This is a genomic window from Nocardiopsis sp. iso_238 (assembly GCF_056173325.1).
The window spans coordinates 6,129,386-6,151,721 of the sequence record NZ_CM149668.1; the positions used below are offsets into that span (position 1 = coordinate 6,129,386).

Annotated in this window: 18 protein-coding genes; 14 read left to right on the plus strand and 4 right to left on the minus strand. The window is 68.9% G+C overall.

The window, feature by feature from the left end; all coding sequences use genetic code 11:
- The first annotated feature begins 60 nt into the window (after positions 1–60).
- From AC0VYL_RS27515 to AC0VYL_RS27555, 9 genes are read left to right on the plus strand one after another with little or no spacing between them, the layout of a single operon-like run.
- On the plus strand, positions 61–1,140 hold the full coding sequence (locus AC0VYL_RS27515) for a class I adenylate-forming enzyme family protein (protein WP_475457372.1): 1,080 nt from the start codon (positions 61–63) through the stop codon (positions 1,138–1,140).
- 31 nt (positions 1,141–1,171) lie between these two features.
- Entirely contained in the window at positions 1,172–2,710 is a 1,539-nt protein-coding gene (locus tag AC0VYL_RS27520; RefSeq protein WP_475481906.1) for an aromatic amino acid lyase, read from the plus strand.
- A 24-nt stretch (positions 2,711–2,734) separates the two neighbouring features.
- Entirely contained in the window at positions 2,735–3,625 is an 891-nt protein-coding gene (locus AC0VYL_RS27525) for an SAM-dependent methyltransferase (protein ID WP_475481907.1), read from the plus strand.
- Positions 3,626–3,676: 51 nt separating this feature from the next.
- Positions 3,677–4,723 carry a ketoacyl-ACP synthase III family protein gene (locus AC0VYL_RS27530; RefSeq protein WP_475481908.1) on the plus strand — a complete coding sequence of 349 codons (1,047 nt, stop codon included), beginning with the start codon at positions 3,677–3,679 and terminating at the stop codon, positions 4,721–4,723.
- A gap of 5 nt (positions 4,724–4,728) precedes the next feature.
- A complete protein-coding gene (locus AC0VYL_RS27535) occupies positions 4,729–5,868 on the plus strand; it encodes an acyl-CoA dehydrogenase family protein (protein ID WP_475481909.1) in 1,140 nt (379 codons plus the stop codon).
- A complete protein-coding gene (locus AC0VYL_RS27540) occupies positions 5,865–7,355 on the plus strand; it encodes an amino acid adenylation domain-containing protein (protein ID WP_475481910.1) in 1,491 nt (496 codons plus the stop codon). The genes AC0VYL_RS27535 and AC0VYL_RS27540 overlap by 4 nt, the downstream gene beginning before the upstream one ends.
- Complete coding sequence (locus AC0VYL_RS27545) at positions 7,352–7,615, plus strand: acyl carrier protein (protein ID WP_475457386.1); 264 nt, start codon at positions 7,352–7,354, stop codon at positions 7,613–7,615. The genes AC0VYL_RS27540 and AC0VYL_RS27545 overlap by 4 nt, the downstream gene beginning before the upstream one ends.
- Positions 7,616–7,673: 58 nt before the next feature.
- A complete protein-coding gene (locus AC0VYL_RS27550) occupies positions 7,674–8,219 on the plus strand; it encodes a GNAT family N-acetyltransferase (protein WP_475481911.1) in 546 nt (181 codons plus the stop codon).
- Positions 8,216–9,088: an ABC transporter permease gene (locus tag AC0VYL_RS27555; RefSeq protein WP_475457390.1), complete on the plus strand. Its 873-nt coding sequence runs from the start codon at positions 8,216–8,218 to the stop codon at positions 9,086–9,088. Before AC0VYL_RS27550 ends, AC0VYL_RS27555 begins: the two co-directional genes overlap by 4 nt.
- A 69-nt stretch (positions 9,089–9,157) precedes the next feature.
- Here the strand turns inward: AC0VYL_RS27555 and AC0VYL_RS27560 are convergent, their stop codons facing one another.
- The 4 genes from AC0VYL_RS27560 to AC0VYL_RS27575 form a co-directional block, all read right to left on the minus strand.
- Positions 9,158–10,318, minus strand: coding sequence for an ABC transporter permease (locus AC0VYL_RS27560; protein WP_475481912.1), 1,161 nt, complete (start codon positions 10,316–10,318; stop codon positions 9,158–9,160).
- The gene (locus AC0VYL_RS27565) at positions 10,315–11,481 is read right to left on the minus strand and encodes an ABC transporter permease (RefSeq protein ID WP_475481913.1); all 1,167 of its coding nucleotides are present in this window, start codon (positions 11,479–11,481) and stop codon (positions 10,315–10,317) included. The genes AC0VYL_RS27560 and AC0VYL_RS27565 overlap by 4 nt, the downstream gene beginning before the upstream one ends.
- Positions 11,482–11,488: 7 nt before the next feature.
- A complete protein-coding gene (locus AC0VYL_RS27570) occupies positions 11,489–12,361 on the minus strand; it encodes an ABC transporter ATP-binding protein (RefSeq protein WP_475457396.1) in 873 nt (290 codons plus the stop codon).
- A gap of 218 nt (positions 12,362–12,579) precedes the next feature.
- A complete protein-coding gene (locus tag AC0VYL_RS27575) occupies positions 12,580–13,890 on the minus strand; it encodes an activator-dependent family glycosyltransferase (protein ID WP_475481914.1) in 1,311 nt (436 codons plus the stop codon).
- A 242-nt stretch (positions 13,891–14,132) separates the two neighbouring features.
- On the opposite strand from AC0VYL_RS27575, the gene AC0VYL_RS27580 reads away from it, so the two are divergent.
- From AC0VYL_RS27580 to AC0VYL_RS27600, 5 genes are all read left to right on the plus strand, one after another.
- Entirely contained in the window at positions 14,133–15,416 is a 1,284-nt protein-coding gene (locus AC0VYL_RS27580; RefSeq protein WP_475481915.1) for an activator-dependent family glycosyltransferase, read from the plus strand.
- Positions 15,417–15,629: 213 nt separating this feature from the next.
- Positions 15,630–17,687, plus strand: coding sequence for an AfsR/SARP family transcriptional regulator (locus tag AC0VYL_RS27585; protein WP_475481916.1), 2,058 nt, complete (start codon positions 15,630–15,632; stop codon positions 17,685–17,687).
- Positions 17,688–18,687: 1,000 nt separating this feature from the next.
- The gene (locus AC0VYL_RS27590; protein WP_475457404.1) at positions 18,688–20,040 is read left to right on the plus strand and encodes a nucleotide sugar dehydrogenase; all 1,353 of its coding nucleotides are present in this window, start codon (positions 18,688–18,690) and stop codon (positions 20,038–20,040) included.
- 5 nt (positions 20,041–20,045) lie between these two features.
- Positions 20,046–21,032 (plus strand): NAD-dependent epimerase/dehydratase family protein, encoded by a 987-nt coding sequence (locus AC0VYL_RS27595; protein WP_475457406.1) that lies wholly within the window; start codon positions 20,046–20,048, stop codon positions 21,030–21,032.
- A 62-nt stretch (positions 21,033–21,094) separates the two neighbouring features.
- Positions 21,095–22,321 (plus strand): methyltransferase domain-containing protein, encoded by a 1,227-nt coding sequence (locus AC0VYL_RS27600; RefSeq protein ID WP_475457408.1) that lies wholly within the window; start codon positions 21,095–21,097, stop codon positions 22,319–22,321.
- Positions 22,322–22,336: the final 15 nt, after the last annotated feature.

The window sequence follows — 22,336 nt, forward strand, 5'->3', positions numbered from 1 at the left end:
GGGCTGTCCGCGCACCACCTCAACCACCCCGACGAGTCCGAAACAGGCGGAGGAACACCCATGCCCTACCAGGAGCTCGAACCCCGCGAGCTCATCCGAACGGGACTGCGTTCCGACGCCCTGACGAAGGACGCGTGGACGGTGGACTGGAGCCGGGAAGAGAACGCCGAGGAGGTGCTCGCGGACGGCCTCGGACCCCTTCTGGAGTTCCGTACCTCCGGGACCGCGTCCCCCGGTGGGAACTCCTGGCAGCGCACCTGGGCCCAGGTGTGGGCCGAGGCGGGGCTGCTGGCCGACCTGGTGCGGGGGGAGGCCCCGGAGGCGATCCTCAGCTTCGCCCCCCCGCGCCACCTCTACGGGACCCTGGTCAGCGTCCTCGTCCCCGCCCGGCTGGGTCTGCCCGTCTGGTACCGCCCCGAGTTCGCCTCCATGCCGCCCGAGCGGCCGCACCGCCGGTGGGCCGTCATGGCCATCCCCTGGGCGTTCCAGCTCCTGCGCCGACGGCCCGCCTGGATCCGCTCCGCCGAGAGGCTGGCGATCCTCCACAGCACCGCCTCCCTCCCGGCCGCCGGCCGGGAGCTGGTGGAGCAGGCGGGGCACGACCGGGCGGTGCTGACCGAGATCTTCGGTTCGACGGAGTCGGGGGGCGTGGCCACGCGGAACCCCTTCGCGCAGAGCCAGGACTGGACCCTTCTCGAAGACGTGGAGTTCGTCTCCGGCACCGCGGGCGAGGACCGCCGCCTGCACGTGCGCAGCCCCCGTCTGGCCTTCCCCGAGGGCGCTGGCCCTCCCGGTGAGTGCCGCCTCGACGACCACGTCCGGATCACCGGCCCCAGGAGCTTCCACTTCGCCGGGCGGCGCGAGCGACTGGTGAACGTGAACGGGGTCCGGCTGGACCTCGACGCCCTGGAGGAACCGCTGCGCGGGGCACTGCCCTGCCCGGACCTGGCATGCGTCCCCGTGCGCGACGAACTGGCGGGAGAGCACTTCGAGCTGCTCATCGCGGCTGGTCCCGGAAGTGCGCCTCCCGCTTCCGTGCTGGACGCGGCACTCTCCCTACTGCCCGTCCGGCCGCGCGGGATTCGCGTGGTCGAACGCATTGACCGATCCGAGACCGGCAAGCTCCGGAAGCTGACATGAACCCTGTCAGGACGATCCTGGGAGAAGACACGTGACACCCCAACCGACATCCCACGGCCGCGAAGCCGATCTTCCGCCCTTCTCCGACCCCGCCGGGGTCCTGCGCTCGGCGGGGTGGGACGCGCGCCTGGAGATCGGCCCCCAGGACAAGGAGAGGATGAACGCGGGGGCCGAGACGCTCGCCGCGAAGCTGGCCCGGGACGAGGAGGTGTACGGCGTCACCCGGGGGTTCGGCCCCCTGGTGGACTACGGCGCCTCCGGCTCGTCCGTCGAACAGGGAGCGGGTCTGATCGCGCACCTGGGCTCGGGGCAGGGCCGCCCCGTCCCGCCCGAGGTCTCCAGACTCGTCGTGTGGCTGCGCCTGTCCAGCATGCGCCGCGGGCACTCGGCCGTCTCCCCCGACTTCTGGCAGGTGCTCGCCGACCTGTGGAACCGCGGTTTCACCCCCGTCATCCCCCGTGACGGTTCGGTCAGCGCGAGCGGCGACCTCCAGCCCCTGGCACACGCGGCCCTGGCCCTGGCCGGACGCGGCGAGGCCTGGGTACGCGAGGACGGTGAGTGGCGGACGCGTCCGGCGGAGAAGGTCCTGGCCGACCTCGGAGCCGCCCCCGTCACCTGGTCGGCGCGCGAGGCGCTCGCCTTCGTCAACGGCACCAGCGTCGGCCTGGCCCAGAGCATCCACAACCAGACGGAAGTCATGCGGATGGCACGTGCCACCGCGATGCTCACCGGCCGTAACGCCTTCCTCCTGGGGGCCAGTCCCGAAGCCTTCCACGAGGGTGTCAGCCTCGTCCGGGGGCAGGCGGGCCAGCGGACGGCGGCGCGCTGGGTCCGCGAGGAGATCCCGCAGGGGTTCGAGCGCGACACCTCCCGACCGCTCCAGGAGCCCTACAGCATCCGCTGCGTGCCCCAGATCGTCGGAGCGGTCATCGACCAACTCGGTGCGTCGGGCGAGTTTCTCGCCCGCGAGGCACAGGGCTGCACGGACAACCCCGTGTGCGTGGACGGTGAGGTCCTGCACGGCGGCAACTTCCACGCCATGCCCGTCGCCCTGGCCTCCGACCAGATCGGACTGTGCCTACAGCAGATCGCCTACCTGGCGGACCGCCAGTTGGCGCTCCTGTGCGCGCCGACCACAAACGGGCGGGCCAACCCCATGCTCACCCCGACCCCGGGCAACAACAGCGGCCTGGCCGGCGTGCAGATCAGCGCGACGTCGTTCGTCTCACGCATCCGCCAGCTCGTCTACCCCGCGTCGCTCACAGCACTGCCCACGAACAACGGCAACCAGGACCACGTCCCCATGGCGCTCAACGGTGCCAACGCCGTCGCCGACGCGGTTGAGCTGGGCTGGTTGGCGATCGGCTCCCTCGCTGTGGGCACCGCTCAATACGCTGCTCTCCTCGGACGGCCCGTTCCCTCAGAGGGCGTCTGGCGGCGCCTGTCGGAGGCGTGCCCGCCTCTGGCCCAGGACCGCCCGTTGGCGACCGAGGTCAGGTCCGCCCTCGCCGTGATCGCCGAGGAGACGCGCCTCCTTTCGGACACGACGGTTCCGGACCACACCCCGTGAAAACCCAGAGTTTTGGAGACCCTCATGTCGCAAGGACCGTCCGACTGGCAGTCGGAGATCGTGGACAACGAGTCCGTGTGGAAGCGGACCCATGACATCCACCCGACCCTGAACCCCCTCTTCGACGAGTCGGTGCGGCGGATTCTGGGCCGCGCGCGCCTCGGTACCGCACCGCGTGTGCTCGACGTCGGCTGCGGCCTCGGGAGCTGGATCTTCACGCTCCTGGACTTCTGCCCGGACGCGACGTGCGTCGGCGTGGACATGGAGGCGTCGTTCATCGAGAGGGCCCGGATCGAGGCCAAGCAGAGAGGGCTCGACGAGCGGACGGACTTCCGGGTGGGTGACGCCACCAGGGACGTGCCGGACGAGAAGTTCGACGTCATCCTCTGCACCGGGCTCTCCGAGGCCTTCGGCGGGTTGGCCGAGATGCTGGAGTTCCTGCGCCCGTACCTGCACCCCACGGGCACGATGATCATCGGTCAGGGCCTCTGGGAGAAGGAGCCGAGCGAGGAGTGCCTGCGCGTCCTGGATGTCGAACGGGACGAACACACGACCTTCGAGGGGACCGTCGAGACGATCGTCGGCTCCGGCTGGGCGCCGATCTACGGACACAAGAGCACCGAGCAGGAGTGGGACGACTTCATCTGGGCCTGCGTGGACGGCCTGACCAGGTGGGCCCTGGACGAGGCGAACGAGCCCTCCCAGGATCAGTCCCCCATGGTGAGCACCCCCTCGATCCTGTTGGCGACCAACAGCTACCGGCGAGCCTGGTTGGACTCGTACCGGAACACGTTGGGCTACGCGACCTTCGTCCTGCGCCCGGTGCCACGGCAGTGGCTCCCTCTCATGGCCGCCACGGAGCGGGCCCACAAGCTGTGGTCAACCTCCGCCAACAGCTCCCCCACGGGCACCTGAGGTCCCGCCTGCCCCACCACCCCCACTCCTCCGGAAAGGCGAACCCACCTCTTGCGAACGAAGGACCTCTTCCTCAGCGGTCTGGGCGTGTTCGTACCAGACGTCGTCACCGTCGACTCGGCGATCAGCGCCGGCCTGTGCCCTCCCGAGGTCGGCAAGAACGAGGGCGACATGACCGGTGCCGCGGTGGCAGGAGACCTTCCTGCCCCGGAGATGGCGCTGCGAGCGGCCCGGGCGGCACTGGCCCACGCCGGAGACGCCGATCCGGAAGCCCTGAGGCTCCTGCTGTACGCGGACACCTGGCACCAGGGCCCGGACGGCTGGTTCCCGCAGTCCTACCTACAGCGCCACCTGGGCACGCGTGACGCCCTGGCACTGGAGATCCGCCAGGGCTGCAACGCCGTCTTCGCCGGGCTCGAACTGGCCGCTCCCCTACTGGCGGCGGACCCCGGCGAGGCGCCCTCGGCCCTCATCGTGGCCTCGGACAACTACGGGACGCCACGGGTGGACCGCTGGACGTCGGCGCCCTCCATCTTCGGCGACGGCGCCAGCGCCCTGCTGCTCTCCCGCACCTCCGGGTACGCCCGGGTGCTCTCCGTGAACTCGATGGTCCTCGCCGATCTGGAGGAGGTGCACCGCTTCGGCGAACCGCTCTTTCCTCCGGGCCCGACCGCCGGAGGGCACGTGGACTTCGCCACCAGGGAGAACAGGTTCGGCGAGTACCTGGCCGAGCAGGGCACGGAGAGCGAACTGTGGCTCAAGCTGCACGAGAAGATGCTCCGGACCGTGAACCGGACCATGGTCGAGGCGGGGACCGGCTACGGGGACCTGGACCGTGCCGCGTTCACGAGCCTGGGCCCCGAGGACCTGGAGCACCGCTGGATGGAGGTCCTGTCGATGCCGATGTCCAAGTCCACATGGGACTTCGCCCGCAACATCGGCCACATCGGTGCCAGTGACCCCTTCATCGGCCTCCACCACCTCATCACGACCGGCGAGGTCAACCCGGGCGACCACGTGATCCTCGGGGGCATCGGATCGGGTGTCACGGTCTCCTGCGCGATCGTGGAGATCCTCGAACCGCCGAGCGGGGGCTGAGGGCCGTGGACTTCGATCTCACTCCGGAACAGGTCGAGCGCACGGACGGGCTCCGAGCCGGGGCGGCGCTCCTGTGTCCGCCGAGGACGGCTCCGGACGCTCCTCTCGACCGAGAGGACTGGGACCGGATCGCGGCGCTGGGCGCGGCCGGGCTGTGTGTCCCCGAGGGGGCGGGCGGATCCGGATTGGGCGCCCTGGACACCGCGCTCTGCCTGGAGGCACTCAGCGAGGGGTCCGGCGACACCGGTCTCGCCTTCGCCGTCGCCGCCCACCTCCTGGCCGGGGCGGTGGTCGTCCGGGACTTCGGCCAGGGCTCCCTCGCGGAGTCCCTGCTCCCCGGTGTCGCCTCCGGTTCGATCGTGCTGGCCAACGCCATCACCGAAGCCGAATCCGGGTCCGACATCGGGTATCTGGCCACCCAGGCCCGACGGGACGGGGACTCCTACGTCATCGACGGCGCGAAGTCGTTCGTCAGCAACGCCCCGATCGCCGACGCCCTCGTGGTCTACGCCCGCACCAACCAGGACGGCGGCCCCTTCGGGACCACCGCGTTCCTGGTCCCGAGGCACACCACCGGAGTGGAGGTCGGAGGTGACCACTCGAAGGTGGGCCTGCGTACGTGTCCCGCCGCTCCCGTGGAGTTCCGTGACTGCCGTGTGCCCGCCTCCCACCGGATGGGGGCGGAGGGCCAGGGCGCCTCGATCTTCCAGCGAGCGATGACGTGGGAGCGGGCGTGTCTGCCCGCCGTCTACCTGGGTCAGATGAACCGGCAGACCCGCGAGGCCGTGGCCCACGCGCGGCAGCGCCGCCAGTTCGGCCACCGGCTGGCCGACTTCCAGGCCGTGTCGCACCGGATCGTCGACATGCATCAGCGGGCCGAGTCCGCCCGTCTGCTCCTCCACCGGGCCTGCTGGCTGCTCGACCGAGAGCACCACACCGCCGACACGGCCGCTTCCGCGGCCAAGCTCGCGGTCACCGAGGCGGCGGTGGCCAACTCGGTGGCAGCCATGCAGATCCGCGGCGCCGAGGGGTACCTGTCCGGAAGCGCCGTGGAACAGCAGTTGCGGGACTCCGTGCCCGGCACGTTGTTCTCGGGGACCTCGGAGATCCAGCGGGAGATCATCGCGAAGGGACTGGGGCTGTGAGCCTGGACGGACTCGTGGTGCGAAGCGCCGAGCGCAGTCCCGGGGCCACCGCCGTCTCCGCACCGGACGGTCGGATGACCTACGAGGAGCTGGACCTCCGGGCGGAGGTCCTCGCTGAGGTCCTCGCTGAGGAGGGGGTCCGACCGGGCGACCGCGTGGTCCTGTGGTCGGAGAAGTCCACGGACCTGGTGGCGGCCACACAGGCCGCCCTTCGCCTCGGAGCCGCCTACGTCCCCGCTCCGGCCGGAACACCCCGGCGCCGGATCACCATGATCGCGCGTGACTGCGGGGCACGCGCCGTGATCGCCGCCGCCGAACTGCACGGGACGATCGACCCGGATGACCTCCCCGGTACGCGGCTCGTCCGCCTCGACGCCGCCGAGGGCGAGAAGCCGAGCGGGCGTCGGACCGCGCACAGCCCCGACCCCGGCGATCTGGCCTACGTGCTCTACACCTCGGGTTCGACGGGCGCGCCCAAGGGTGTGGCGGTCAGCCACTCGGCGGCGCTGGCCTTCGTCACGTGGGCAGGCGACGAGCTGGCCGCCCGGGAGGACGATGTCTTCGCCAACCACGCCTCCCTGGGCTTCGACCTGTCGGTACTCGACCTGTACGCCGCGTTCCGGGCCGGGGCCTCCGTGAGCATGGTTCCGCAACTGTCCGCGCACACACCGGCGGCCCTGGTGGACTTCCTCCACCGAGAGAAGATCAGCGTCTGGTACTCGGTTCCCTCGGCGCTGGTCCTGATGATGCGCGACGGGGGCCTGCTGGACCGTCCGCCTCCCCCGTCGCTGCGCTCGGTCCTCTTCGCCGGAGAGCCCTTCCCCGTCGATCGCGTCAGGGCGCTGGCCCGGTGGTCCGGAGCGCGCCTTCTCAACCTCTACGGACCGACCGAGACGAACGTCTGCGCCTTCCACGAGGTCGAGCCCGCGGACCTGGAACACGACCGCGCGGTCCCCATCGGTCGTGCGAGCTGTGGGAACACCCTGTGGGTGCGCCTCCCGGACGGCCGACTCGCGGCCCCGGGCGAGGAGGGTGAACTGTTCGTGGAGGGCCCCACCCTCATGAGCGGCTACTGGGGGGGCGCGCCGCTCCGCGGCCCCTACCCGACGGGAGACGTCGTGCGCGTCCTGCCCGGCGGGGTACTGGAGTTCGTCGGCCGGGCCGACTCCATGCTGAAGATCCGGGGGAACCGTGTGGAGCCCGGCGAGGTGGAGGCTGTGCTCAGCACGCATCCGCAGGTGTCGGAGGCGGCGGTGGTCGGGACGGGTTCCGGCCTCGACGCGCGCTTGGTGGCCTTCGTCGTCCCGCGCCGGCCCGGCCTCGGCGTGCTGTCGGTCAGGCGCCACGTCGCCGAACGCCTGGCCCCCCACCTGGTCCCCGATCTGGTGCGCCTGGTGGGGGGACTCCCGCTGAACCGCAACGGAAAGATCGACCGCGCCGCGCTGTCCACGGACGCCGCGGTCACGACGAACGGAGGACCACCGTGAACGAAGGCCCGAACCGCGACGAGGTGTCCGCCAGGCTCATGGAGTTCATCAAGGAGAAGTTCCTTGACGGCGACCCCGCCGGGGAGTTGCGGGAGCACTCTCCGCTGATCGAGTGGGGCGTCCTGAACTCCCTCAACTCGGCGATCCTCATGAACTTCATCCACCGGGAGTTCACCGGCGAGGTGAACCTTGAACGCATCAGCGCTGCCAGCTTCAAGGATGTGCGCAGCATCAGCGCGATGCTGTGCGAGTCCCGTTGATGTGGATCCGGTGTACACCCGGAGGCCGCCCGACAGCGGCCGTACGAGAGGAGTCCCCTTGCTTTTACCCCACACCAGTGTGCCGGGTGTCGAACTGCGTGTGTCCCGTGTCCTGGGCCCCGAAGAGCTGCACCGGGTACTCGGCGGGCCCGAGGGCCTGCCCAGTGTCGACGTCCTGTCCCAGCTGCTGCCCGAGAGGACCGAGGCGCACGCGGCCCAGTTCACGGTGGAGCTTCCGGACACCGGAACGACCGTCGGCGTCGTGGGCCTGCACACGTTGGACCTGACCAGCGGTCACGTCCGGGCGGAGATCCACCTGGCCCCGACCGCGGATGCCTCGACCGTCGCGGCGACGGCCGCGCTGACCGTCAACTACGCCTTCTCGATGTTCCCCGTGCGCAAGGTCTACCTGTGGACGGTCGACGAGGAGGCCCGGGTCTACCGGGACCTGCCGGTGAAGGCGCACAGAGAGGGGTCCCTGATCGAATACGTGGCCGACGGCGCGGGGCACCGCGACCTCACCGTCTTCACGATCGACCGCGAGGACTGGCAGGCCGCGGCCGGCTTCCTGGACGGGCTCATGGACGAGCGGGAGACGACGTGAGCGCGCTGAAGGCGCAGACGGAGCGGGAGGAGGCATGGCTCCTCCCGCCGCACGGCTACGCCCACGGGCTGCGCGCGATCAACGTCATGATCAAGCGCGAGATGATCCGGACCCTGCACGAGTGGGGGCGGCCCTTCTCCCTCTTCCTCCAGTCGCTGCTCTGGCTGTTCGTGGTCAGCGCGGGCTTCGGCGCGCTGCTGCCGAACCTGCCCGACGACGTCAGGCTCGCGACCGCCATGTTCCCCGGTGTCATCACCATGACCGTCGTGATCGCGGCCATGTACTCCGCGTCCTCGGTGATCGCGGACCGGGACTCCGGCTTCCTCAGGGAGATGCTGGTGGCCCCGGTGAGCCGGGCGTCCCTGGCGCTCGGAAAGATCCTGTCCACCGCGATCCTCGCCACCGCCCAGGGCACCGTGGTCATCTGCCTGGGCGGGTTCGTCGGGGTCCCCCTGCACCCGGTCCTGACCCCGCAGTTGGTCCTGCTCACCTTCCTCTGCTCCCTGGCGATCTCCGCCTTCGCGGTGTGGGTGGCCACGCTGGTCCAGAACACCCAGTCGTACTTCGGCGTCTCGCAGCTCCTGGTGATGCCGGCGGTCATGCTCTCGGGCGCCCTCTTCCCCGTGGGGGTGCTCCCGGACTGGCTGGCGCGGCTCACACTGTTCAACCCGATCAGCTACACGGTCGACCCCATGCGGCAGTCGATCTTCGACCACGTCTCGGCCGCTCCGGCGGTCCACGAGCTGTTCAACCCGGGCATGTACCTGTTCGGCCACAAACTGGGCGTCGTCGCGGAGGTCCTGCTCGTCACCTCGGCCACGGCCTTCTTCCTCTGGCTCTCGGTGCGCCGCTTCCGCAGGCTCACCTGAGACCGGTCCGCTCGTGCCGGGCCTCTCGGGTGGGGCCGTGCGCGGCCCCACCCGAGTCGCGTTCGCATGTCAGCGGAGCATGGCCCGGCGCATGGCCAGGACGCCTGTGGTGAGCAGGACCGCGGCGAAAGCGGCCAGGACCCCGAGCTGGGGGAGGATGTCGCCGATCCCCGCGTCGTGCCGGACCAGTTCGGAGAAGGCTTCGTAGCCCCACGCGTGCGGGGTGAGGTGTGCGACCTGGCGCATCGTCCCCTCGAAGGTGTCGAGGGGGATGGCGGTACCCCCCAGGACGCCCAGTCCGAGCCCGAAGAACAGCGCCAGGGACCCCGCCCCGTTCTCCGTCCTGCAGATCCCTCCCAGCAGCAGTGCCGCGCCTCCGCCGACGAGGCTGAACAGGAGCATGACGGCCGCGGCGCCGAGGGGGTCGCCCCAGCTGACGCCGAAGACCAGGGACGTGCCGAACATGATGACCAGCGCCTGGGTCAGGGCGATCAACAGACGCCCGGCCATCTCGCCGAGCAGGATCGTCCGCGCCGACGTCGGGGTCGCGTACATGCGCTGGGCGATGCCCCGCTCCCGGGTTCCCACCAGGGCGCTCGCCGTGGTGAGGGCGGTCAGGAACGTGTACAGCAGCAGGAGCGGCGGAGCGGACAGCGCGAAGGAGTTCATCCCCGGCGGGAAGACCGCCTCCCCCGTGGTGCGAACCCGCACCGCCTCGTCTGAGCCGGCCTCCTCTTCGATCCCGACCAACGCCTGCTCGAAGGGGATGTCGGTCTCGGCGGCGACGAAGCTCGCGGACCTGAGCGAGGCGGCCTCGTCCCGGACCACCGAACGCGCCCAGGTACCGAGGTCGAGCGCTCCCGTGTCCGCTTCCCTGGCGACGAAGGCGACCTCGGCGCCCCCCTCGGTCAGCACCGCCTCGTCGTAGTCGCCGGGGATCACGACCCCGGCCTGGAGGTCGCCCCGCTCGACGGCGAGGCGCATGGCGTCCTCGTCGGTGTAGGGGACCGCGTTCAGTTGATCGCCCGAGGAGAGCCGGTCGACCAGGCGTTCGGAGAGCTCTCCGGTGCCCTCCTCGACCACGCCCAGGCGCTGGCCGTCCTCCCCTCCGCCGAACATCAGGCCGAGCATCAGGACCATGATGAAGGGGATCAGCAGGATGTAGATGATGTTGGATCGGGTCCTGAAGACCCGTTTCAGGTTGACGAGTCCGATCGCGGCGAGCTTCATCCGTTCAGCATCCTTCCGAGTCTGAGCAGCGACAGTGCTCCCGTCACCGCCGCCATGGCCGTCAGGACCAGGACCGGGACGAGAACCGCTGAGAGGGATCCGCTCGCGAGCTCCGCCAGACCGTGGAGGAACCAACGGTGGGGTGTGGCGAAACTGAGTACCGAAAGCCAGCCGAGATGGGAGACGGGGAAGAGCCCTCCGCCGAGGAGACCCAGACCCAGCGCCAGCACGGAGATCCGGTTCGTCGCCTGTTCGGACGAAGTGCAGAAGGTCGTGACGAGCGCGGTGACCCCCACTGCGGCCAGCGTTCCCGCGAGCACCAGGGCGATGACCCCGGGAAGCGGGCCCCACGAGGCGCCCAGGAGCAGGACGGACCCCAAGGCCAGCACGAGCAGTCCCGTCATGCCGACGATGAGGGCGCTCAGGGACTTGCCGAAGAGGATGGCCGAACGCTGGATGGGAGCGGCGAGGAGGCGGGCGAGAGTACCGTCACGGCGCTCGTCCAGGATGCCGGTGACGCTCGACATCACCACGAAGAAGAGGAAGAAGTAGGCCAGGCCGGCCGCGTAGTAGGTGGCGGTGTCCAGCTCCCGCCACTCGGAGGTCGACTCCTCGACCAGGGCCAGGGGGGCGTCCTGCGCCTGGAGCCGTTCCACGAGTTCCTGCGGGGGGACCTGCGAACCGGACTCCACGACGGTTCCCACCGCGGCGCCCGCGACTCCGGTCTCGACCACGAACGACTCCGCGATCTCCCTGGCGACCTGGACCTGGACGGCGGCGTCGGCGGACCCGACGACCTCGATCGACGCGCTCTCCCCGTTCTCGACCCGCTCGGTGAAGTCCTCGGGGATGAGGAAGGCGGCGTCGACGTCACCGTCATCGACCAGCCGTTCGGCCTCGTCGGCGTCGGCCGCCGTCTCCCAGGAGATGAGGCCCTCGTCCTGGAGGGCACCGAGAACGTCCTCGGTGAAGACGGATCCCAGATCCCCGCGGTCCGTGTCCACGACGGTGTAGCTGATGTCGAGCCGGTCGGAGGTGTCGCCCAGGAGCTGGGCGAAGAAGAACGCCATGCCGAGGGGCAGCAGGAGACCGAAGAGCAGCAGCGAGCCGTCCTTCAGCCGTTGTCTGAGGTCCTTGGCCGTGATTATCGTTATGACACGCATCTGCCCCTCAGTCCCTCAGTGCCTTGCCGGTCAGGCTCAGGAAGACCGCTTCCAGGTCGGGCTCGTGCACGGTGAGGGAACGGAGTTCGAGTCCGCGTTCGGCCAGCTCCCGCACGATGCGCGGGGACAGCTCGGAGGCGTTGCGCACCGTCAGTTCCACACCGTGCTCGTTGGCGGCGGCGGAGTGGACTCCTGGCAGCGGGGTGAGGAAGCGAACGGCATCGGCCGACGAGCCGTCCAGGCCCAGCACGATCCGGTCCAACTCGCCCAACGATTCGACGAGCTCACGGCGGGTGCCCTCCGCGACCATCAGACCGCCGTCGATCACGCCGATGCGGTCGCAGATCCGCTCGGCCTCCTCCATGTAGTGCGTGGTGTAGAGGACCGCGACTCCCTCGTCGGCCAGCTTGCGCACGCGTTCGAGGATGGCGCTGCGGCTCTGGGGGTCGACTCCCGCGGTCGGCTCGTCGAGGATGAGCAGCTTGGGCCGGTTCAGCAGCCCGACCGCGATGTTGGCTCGGCGGGCCATACCGCCCGAGTACTCCGACACGAGCTGGTCCGCGTGGTCGGTCAGGCCGACTGCGGCGAGCACCTCGTCGACCCGCGGCCCGGTCTCCGCACGGGGGATGCCGTAGAGGGCGGCGAAGAACCGGAGGTTCTCGGTCACGGACAGGTCCTCGTACAGGGCGTTCTGCTGCGGAACGAAACCGATGAGCGCCTTGGTCGACAATTCCGTGGGGCCGTGGGGTGCGCCACCGATCGTCACTGACCCTGCATCGCGGTCGAGAATGCCCATGACCATGGAGATCGTCGTGGTCTTACCTGCACCGTTGGGCCCCAGGAGGCCATAGACCTCGCCCTGGGAAATGAAGAAACTCACGCCGTCGACTACTTTTTTATCACGATAGGCCTTAGTGAGACCCAGGACTTCCACGACTTTCTCCACTATGACCTCTCCCCGAAAACCGAGCACCACATTTTCATCCGCGCAGCCTAGCAGAGCTCGGACACCGAATATTTAGCCCACCGCCATTGACCAGGGCGAACCATTCCTATCCGATTTCGGCGCCTCCACAAAAGGGGTTTCCGGCGAATGGTTCAAACCACGGTGTGCGAGGCGTGCGTCGACGGGACCGGTGCGCCACCGCCGCACGCGACGATCCCCGCGAGTGTCTCGACCATCTCGTTGGGCGAGGGGAGTGCGCGCATGGCGCGTTGGGCCTCGGCCGCGCCGAGTGCGTGGCCGGGCTCGGTGAGGACCTCGTCGAGAGCGGTACGGACCTCGGCGGCGCCCACCTCGGTACCGGTCAGGACCCGGGCCGCGCCCGCCCGGCCGACCCCGGCCGCCAGGAGCTTCTCGTCGAACTGCATCCGGGGCACGATCACCTGGGGGACACCATGGTCGAGCATGGAAAGGACTGTGCCCGCGCCGCCGTGGTTGATGACGGCGGAGCAGGTTTCCGCGAGGGCGTGCAGGGGTGCGAATTCCACGGGGCGGACGTTGGGGGGTAGGGGGCCCAGGCGTTCGCGTTCGGTGCGGGGCAGGGTCGCGATGATCTCGGCGTCGAGATCGGCCAGGCCGTCCAGGATGTCGGCCACGGGCAGGGAGTAGCCGCCCTGGCGTTCTGTGGCGGAGGTGCCCAGGGTGAGGCAGACGCGGGTGCGTTCGGGTGGGGTGCGCAGCCATGCGGGCAGGGTGGAGCGGCCGTTGTAGGGGATGTAGCGCATGGGTTCGTAGCGCACCTGGGCCGGTTCGGGCAGGCGCAGGGCGCTGGGTAGGTAGTCGATCGTGAAGTACCCGCTCGTCATCCGCTCGGTGAAGTCTCCGCCGAGCCTGCGCGCGTGTGAGCCCAACCAGTCGGCGAGCGGGTCCTCGCGCTCGCCCGGGGGCTGTTGCTCCATGACCTGGAGGTAGCGGGAGCGCATGGCCCCCAACAGGTCCACACCCCACAGGAAACGCGCGTGCACGACGCCGACCGCCTCGGCCGCGATCGGCGCCGCCAGGGCGATGGGCTCCCAGATCACCAGGTCCGGCCTCCATTGCCGACACAGGTCCACCAGGTCGTTCACCATCGGGTCGTTGACGGTGCGCCACCACCAGGGCACAACCTCCCGGTAGCCGTTTCTGAGGCGTTCCCAGCCGATTTCCTTCAGGGGACCCACCGTCTGGCGGAAGAGGGGTACTTCGCTGTCGGTCGCCCCCGGGGCCCGGAACATGCGCATGATGCGCCAGAAGTTGTGGTCGCGTCCGACCGGGACCGAGGGCAGACCGGTGTCGGATGCCGTGGGCATCAGATCGGGTTGGCTGGCTACCCTCACCTCATGGCCCGCCGCACGGAGTGCCCAACCGAGCGGAACCATGTTCAGGAAGTTCGTTTTCTCCGCCACGGAGACTATGAGGACTCTCACCAGGGCTCCCTAATTCTTGTGTCGCACCCTTTCCAGGGCGAGTCGACCGCCGCGACCGCGGATATTCGAGTCGGTGGTCTACTCCGCGACCGTGTACCGCCGAATCCGTACCGGCGGATCCGTACCGGCGCCCCGCACGGGCCCCTGCGCGGAACACTCCGCGGGGTTTCCGTCATCGTGGCCTATTCTCCGCGTGTACCTTCACGGGAAATCAACGCCGCCTCCCTTCGAAGGGCAACAGCATGCGCATACTCCTGGCCACAGTCGCGGAGAAACCGCATTTCCTCGGCATGGTTCCGCTCGGTTGGGCGCTGCGTGCGGCGGGCCATGAGGTGAGGGTAGCCAGCCAACCCGATCTGATGCCCACGGCATCCGACACCGGTCTGCCCTCGGTCCCGGTCGGACGCGACCACAACTTCTGGCGCATCATGCGGGCCTATTCGGTGTCCGGTCAAGGAGAGGACAAGGTTCCCTTCGTCCGCGGCGCCGCCCTCCCACCGGGGGAGATCACGTGGGACTACGTCAGGAACGGCCACCGCCAGGCGTTTCTCTGGTGGTGGAAGATCATCAACGACCCGATGGCGGACGACCTGGTGGACCTGTGTCGGCAATGGAGGCCGGACCTGGTCATCTGGGAGCCGCTGAGCTTCGCGGCGCCGATCGCGGCCGAGGCCGTCGGCGCCGTGCACGCGCGCCTGCTGTGGGGCGCCGACATCTTCGCGCTCATGCGCGGCCACCTGCGCCGCCTCATCGGGGAACAGCCCCCCGCAGAGCAGGAGGATCTGTTGCGCGACTGGCTGGAGCAGCGAGCGCGTGCCGCCGGAACGCGGTTCACCGAGCGGATGACGAGCGGGTACTTCACGATCGACTACCTACCCAGCGCCCTGCGCCTGCCCGAACCGGCCCAGGTGCGCTACGAACCCATGCGCTACATCCCCTACAACGGCCGCTCCACCCTGCCCGCATGGCTGCGCACCCCACCCGAACGCACCCGCGTCTGCCTCACCCTGGGCACCTCCGCCACAGAACGCCAGGGCGGCTACTCCCTGCCCGTGGCCGACATCCTGGACGGCCTGGCCGATCTGGACGCCGAGATCATCGCGACCCTGCCCCGCACCGAACGCGAACGCCTGGGCCCCCTACCCCCCAACGTCCGCCCCGTGGAATTCGCACCCCTGCACGCCCTCGCGGAAACCTGCTCCGCCGTCATCAACCACGGCGGGTGGGGGACCTTCCTCTGCACCACGTCGCTGGGCGTTCCGCAGGTCGTCGTACCGACCTGGTTCGACAACGTCCTCCCGGCCCGGGCACTGGAAGCCGAAGGAGGGGGTGTGCACGTGCCTCCGGAGCGGGCCGACGGTGAGACCGTGCCCCGCGCCGTGCGGGCCATCCTCAGGGACCCCGCCTACACCTCGGCCGCCTACCGTCTGCGCGCACAAATGGAGTCCGCGCCCACGCCCAACCGGATCGCCACCGACATCGAGGCCATCACCCAACGCCACGCCGATACCGCGCACCGCAACTGAATTAGTCCGATGCGCCCCGTGTTTCCAAACCGTCACTTAAGCCGAGGTGACAAAACGGATCATACTAGGACAATCCACCTTTATTTTGGCTAGAACTGGGATATCTTGCCATAACGCAAAATCAGACGGGCTTTGGCAGGAGTTGGTCTGATTGCTTTGCGCAACGTTTGACTGACCGAGCGTCCACACCCAGAAGAGAGCACCGGGGTAAAAATGGGTAGAGATGTACGCGTCCACCTCTTCGGTCGGGTGGCCCTGTCCGTGAACGGGAAGAACCCCGACGTTGGTGGCGCTCGACAGCGAGCCTTCCTGAGCTTCCTGGCTTCACAGGCCAACAAAACAGTGAGCCGCGAGGAGATCATCGATGCTGTCTGGGGGGACAGCCCGCCACACTCCGTGACCAGCAGTATACACACCTACGTGGCCAGGATCAGGCGGGCCCTGGAGCCCGAACGGGAACCCCGGAGCCCGAGCGAAGCACTGGAGTTCGACGGGCTGGGCTACCGGATGAACCTCGACACCGACAACATCGACACACACCTGTTCGAGTCCTGCCTCGAACAGGCCAAGCTGCGCACCACCGCATCAGCCGACCATCTCCTCAGCGCCTACGACCGCGCCCTCCAGCGGTGGGTCGACAGCCCGCTGGTCGGTGTGCCCGGTCCCTTCCCGGAGATGGAGCGCCACCGCCTGGAGGAACTCCACCGATCCGCCCTGGAGGAGCGGTACACCCTGCTCATCGCTACCTCCCGGTACCAGGAAGCCGTGCACGGCCTGTCGAGGTTCGCCAGACAGCACCCCCTGCGGGAGCAGCTGCGCGGACTCCTCATCACGGCCTACTACCTGGCGGGTCGCAGGTCGGAGGCGCTCATGGAGTTCCAGTCCCTTCGCGAGGACCTGGTCCGTCACCTCGGTATCGAACCCAATCCGGACCTCCAGAAAAAGTACCTGAAGATACTCCGCGGGGAATGCGTCGCTCTCCCCGAAAGCACGCACCAGCCCCCCGCACGCCCTTCTCCCACCACACCCTTCCAGCTCCCCCGCGTCACCCCCGTGCTCGTCGGCCGGGAAGCCGAGCTGAAGGCGCTCCACTCCCTCGCGGAGAACCCCGTCTGTCGGCGCAAGTCGATGTTCCTGCACATCGACGGCCCACCAGGCACGGGAAAGTCCGCCTTGGCGGTGCGCTTCGCACACGAGATCTCCTCCTCCTTCCCGGACGGGCAGCTCTACGTCGACCTCCGAGGCGCCTCTGCCTCGGGTCCGCCGCTCACCTCCGACCAGGCCCTGGGCGATCTGCTCTTCGGGCTCGGCGAGCGCGCCCCGGGGTCCCTGCCGCCCGAGCGCCTCTCCGGACTGTTCCGGAGCCTGACCTCGTCCAAGCGGATCCTGATCATGTTGGACAACGCCGCGTCGGAGGAGCAGGTCCGCACCCTGCTCCCCGGATCCCCCCAATGCGGGGTCATCGTAACCAGTCGCACCAGAATGACCAATCTGGCTATACGGGACGGCGCCCAGCGAATAACGCTCGGCCCCCTCGCCAACGAGGACGCCGCGCTCATGGTTCTCCAGTCGGTGTCCAGGGCGCTCTCCGAACAGAATCCCCTCCGACCTCCGCGCATGCCCGACTCGTCGGAAATCATGGAGCTGTGTCGCTCCCACAGCAGGATTCCCCTCCCCCTCCACGCCCTCGCGGAGCGCCTTGCCCGCGCCGTGTCCTCTTCCCAACAGAAGGACACGGCCATGCTCGACCGTCTACTCTCCGAAGGGCACGACCAGTCGTTCGCGTCCGATCAGATCTCCTGGTCCTACAGGCTCCTGCCAGCGGACACCGCGCTCGTGTTCCGAGCCGTGGGACTCTCCAACGCGGAGGTTCTCGACACCCAGGCGGTCTCGGCGGTTCTGCGGGCCGACGTGGCCGACGCCGACCATCACCTGGTCAGGCTCGCCGATCACAATCTCCTGTACGAGAGCGGTCCCGGCCGGGTGAGTATGCGGCGCTACCTGAAGTTGTACGCCCGGGAAGCCTCTTTGGCCAGTGATCCCGAGGAGAACCGGACTCGCTGGCTGAAGCAGCTGGCCGAGCACTACCGCTCGGCCGCGTCCCGCGCCTCCCGCGTCCTGGTCGGTGCGTCCGACACCGAATCCGACGACACACCGGTCGCCGACGACCGCGCTCTCCCCCGGTTCGAGACGCGCGAACACGCCTGCGCCTGGCTGCGGGACACGAGAGCGACGCTCTGGACCGCCATGCACGATGCCAGGGCCGGCTGAACACGTCTGGAGTCGGCATGCGGCCGCCAGCGTGCGAGGTGTCTCGCTGGCGAGACACCTCGCACGCTGGCGGCCACGAATCCCCGGGTCACGCCGGTCGGCACCGAAATGGGGGCACCCTGAAATCCGCCCCGGAAGGGGGCCGAAGACCGCCCCGGACCGACACCGCGGCCCCCAACCGATGCGCAACGCCCGGAAAACCTCCCTCGTATGGTGTCCCGCGAATGCGAACACCCTGCTACTGGGTTCCGAATAGGAGTTTGCCGGAATGGGGGGCGGCGCCCGATCTGACTGATCGGATGAATCCGCGCAGCAACCCGACTGCGGCACGACCGAGCGCAGTCAGGATCGCATCACCTCCTCAAAGCCGCCCGGGCTTCTGAACGCCCGGTTCGGCGGAACAGCTCCCAGGTGTGACCACGGCGTCCCGACCGGATCCGGCTCGGGCGCGTATCTGGGCGCGAGTGGACCACGCCCGATCGACCAGCTCACGCGCCCGCACCGCGCCCAGGGAACGGCCGCCCCGAACCGCGGTGTTTCCTCCTCCGACCGCGACCGCACCGGGGACGCCAGGGGGCGACGACCTCTTCGGCCCGCTCCTCGGCCCGCACGGCGGGAACCTGCCAGGGGGTCCGGCATCCGCCAGGCGCGGGACGGCGTAGGTGCTTTCCGGTCTCGAACAGGGTGGCGGCGAGCATCCGACGGTTGTGGAGTTCCTCAGAGGTGCGAGGGTTCCAGGGGACCTGCATGCTTTATGGGCACGACAAGTGCCCGCTTCCGTCAAGGCCCACCTCACAGAGCAGCAATGCCTATTGCCCTGGCCGCTCGGAGCGCGTACTCCTATGCTTGGATTCGCTCGGCAGGACCCGTCAAACTTTCACTGGCAGCGCCAGCGTGAATATTCATTCCATGCGCCGCCGCACTTGACAAGAAAACCACAGCTTTGATGGCGAGGACGAGGAACCAGTGCGCCCAACCAGAAATCTCGAATGGAGCGAATATGCGTTTCCTGCGTGAGAGGGAAAAATCCCGGGTTTCAGTCATTGGTCTCGGGCACGTGGGCTCCTGCGTCTCGCTGGCCCTCGCGCACAGGGGCGTCGACGTCGTCGGTGTGGACATCAACGCGGAGCTGGTGAGCGAGCTGAGCCAGGGCGTCTGCCGCTTCCAGGAGCCCGGGATCGCCGAACTCCTGGAGAGCTGTCGGGACCTACCCACCCTGAGGTTCACCACCGACCATGCCGCGGTCTCGTCGACGGACGTGGTGATCGTGGTCGTGGGAACGCCGGTGGACGGGTCCGGCACGTTCATCGACACGCAGCTCAGGAGCGCCTGCAAGGAGCTGGGGCAGCACCTGCGCAAAGGGCAGCTTCTGATCTTCAAGAGCACCGTTCCGCCGGGGACGACCCGGAACCTGGTCATCCCGATCCTGGAGAGCAGTGGCCTCACCTGCGGCGAGGACTTCGGCGTCGTCTTCTCACCCGAGCGCCTGTCCCAGGGGGCCGCGCTTCGGGAGCTCAACACGCTCCCGGTCGTGGTGGGTGGATCCGACAACCACAGCACGGAGGCCGCGGAGGTCTTCTGGCGCACGGTGCTGGGGGTCGAGACCACCTCGTGTTCCTCCTTGGAGACCGCCGAGATGATCAAGATCGCCAGCAACTGGTGGATCGACCACAACCTCGCGTTCGCCAACGAGCTCGCGCTCGTCTGCTCCCGCTTCGGCGTGGACACGCTGGAAGTGGCTGAGGCCGCCAACAGGCTGCCCAAGGGGGGCGGCAACGTGAACGTGCTGTTGCCCAGCGTCGGCGTCGGCGGCTCCTGTCTCACCAAGGACCCGTGGATGGTGTGGAGCACCGCCAAGGACCACGGCGTCGATCTCACCACCGTCGCCACCGCGCGCGCCGTGAACGACGGCATGCCCCGGCACACGGCGGAGGTCATCGTCTCCGCGTTGGAGGCGGCGGGCCGGAAGCCCTCGGATTCGCGGGTCGCGGTCCTCGGCCTGGCCTTCAAGAACGACACGGGGGACCTACGGTCCACTCCCGTGGCCCCACTGGTCCGGGAACTGCGGGACCGCGGAGTCGACGTGGCTCTCCACGACCCCCTCGTGAGCGACGGGGACGCCGAGCGGGTGTTCGGCCTCCCGCTCTGCCGCACCCCGGAAGAGGCCGTGCGCGACGCTGACTGCGTCGCCGTCACGGCCTGGCACAGCGAGTTCGCCTCGATCGACTTCGCTTCGTTGCGCGACCACACGGCCCCACACTGCGTCGTGCTGGACGGGCGCGCCTATTTCACCCGGGAGACCATCGACCACCTGTGGTCTCTCGGATACACCTATCTCGGGATCGGACGGTAGACGCGATGGCACGTGTAGTCGTGACCGGAGGGCGAGGGTTCGTCGGAAGCCACCTGGTCGACCAGTTGATCGCCCAGGGCGACGACGTGACCGTTTTCGACACCGGAGGGCGGGCGGCCCAAGCGGCCAGGCGCCGGGTGCCCGCCCGGTTCGTGACCGGTGACATACGCAATCCCGCGGAACTGGAACCGGTGATCACCAAGGACGTCGACGTCGTCTACCACCTGGCCGCCGTCGTCGGCGTCGACCGCTACCTCGCCGAACCCCTCGACGTCATCGACACGAACTTCACCGGTACCAGGAACGTCCTGGAGCGGGCGTCGAAGATGGACGCCAGGCTCGTCCTGGCCAGCACCAGCGAGGTGTCGGGCATGAATCCCTCGGTCCCCTGGACCGAGGACGCCGCACGCGTCCTGGGCAGCACGTCCGTCAACCGGTGGAGCTACTCCTCCAGCAAGGCCCTCGCCGAGCACCTCACCTTCGCGTTCGTCCGCCAGCACGGGCTGGACGCGTCCATCGTCCGCTACTTCAACCTGTACGGACCCCGTCAGCGCCCCGCCTTCCTCATCAGCCGGACCGTCCACCGCTGTCTCAACAACCTCCCGCCGGTCGTGTACGACGAGGGCAAGCAGACGCGCACGTTCACGTCCGTGCGGGACGCGGTCGAGGCCACCGTCCGCATCGGCGCGAGCGAAGCCGCCTCCGGCGAGTGCTTCAACGTGGGCAACTCCACGGAGCTGACGGTCCAGGAGGCCGTGGAGCTCGTCGTGGAGCTGTCCGGCACCGGGGTGGGGATCACGTCGGTGGACACCGGCAAGGACTTCGGCGACACCTATCAGGACCTGGGGCGCCGCGTTCCGGACACCACCAAACTCCGGACGCTCATCGGAGCCCGGTGCGACACCGGGCTGCGCGAGGGTGTGGCCCACTTGGTGGAGTGGGCGAACGAGCACCCGTGGTGGTTGGAACTGAAGGACGACTCACCTTTCTGAACCCATCGAATCCCCCGTCCCGGCCAAGCGGCCCCCTTCTCACCTCCCGAGGAATGACTGCCATGCCCACCACGTCGGAGTGCCGCGTCTGCGGCAGCACGGTCCGAGAGTTCTTCGACTTCGGACGTCAGCCCCTGTCGGACGCCTTCCGCCTGCCCGACGCCACCGAACCCGAGTTCTTCTTCCGACTCGCCGTGGGCGCCTGCGAGGCGTGCACGATGGTGCAGTTGATGGAGGAGGTGCCCCGGGAGCGCATGTTCCACGAGGACTACCCCTACCTCTCCTCAGGCTCCGCGGGGATGCGGAACCACTTCGAGTCGGTGGCCAAGCGCTTCCTGAGCACGGAGCTCGTCGGCGACGACCCGTTCACCGTCGAGATCGGCTGCAACGACGGCGTGATGCTCAGGACCATCGCCGATGCGGGGCAGCGCCACCTCGGGGTCGAGCCCTCCGGCGGTGTCGCCGACATCGCGGCCTCACTGGGAATCGAGGTCCGCAAGGACTTCTTCGAGGAGGAGGTGGCCGAGCAGATTCGTGAACAGCACGGACACGCCGACGTGATCTTCTCCGCGAACACCTTCTGCCACATCCCCTACATCGGCTCGATCCTGCGCGGTGTGGAGGCCCTGCTCGCACCGCGCGGCGTGTTCGTGTTCGAGGACCCCTACTTCGGGGACATCGTGCGCAAGACGTCCTACGACCAGGTCTACGACGAGCACTTCTTCCTCTTCACCGTGCGCTCCGTTCAGGCGATGGCCGGGCGTTTCGGGCTGGAGCTCGTGGATGTCGAGCGCATCCCCGTGCACGGCGGGGAGCTGCGGTACACGCTGGCGAAGGCGGGGGCACGGGAGCCTTCGGCGTCGGTCGCCGACCTGCTGGAGGAGGAGCGGGAAACCGAACTGGCCTCGGAGTCGACACTTCGGGAGTTCGGCAGGAACGTGGAGCGCTCCAGGGAGCAGCTCGTCGAACTGCTCCGCGACCTGCGCGCGAAGGGCAAGCGAGTCGTCGCGTACGGGGCCACCGCCAAGAGCGCCACGGTCGTCAACTTCTGCGGCATCGACGACAGCCTCGTCGAGTTCGTCACGGACACGACGCCGGCCAAGCAGGGGCGCCTCACCCCCGGCGGGCACATCCCGGTGCGCGGCCCGGAGGAGTTCTCTGGGAACTACCCGGACTACGCCCTCCTCTTCGCCTGGAACCACGCGGACGAGATCATGGCCAACGAACAGGCGTTCCGCGAGGCCGGCGGCCGCTGGATCACCTACGTGCCCGAGGTCGGCGTGAGCTGACGGCCGGCTGCCTCG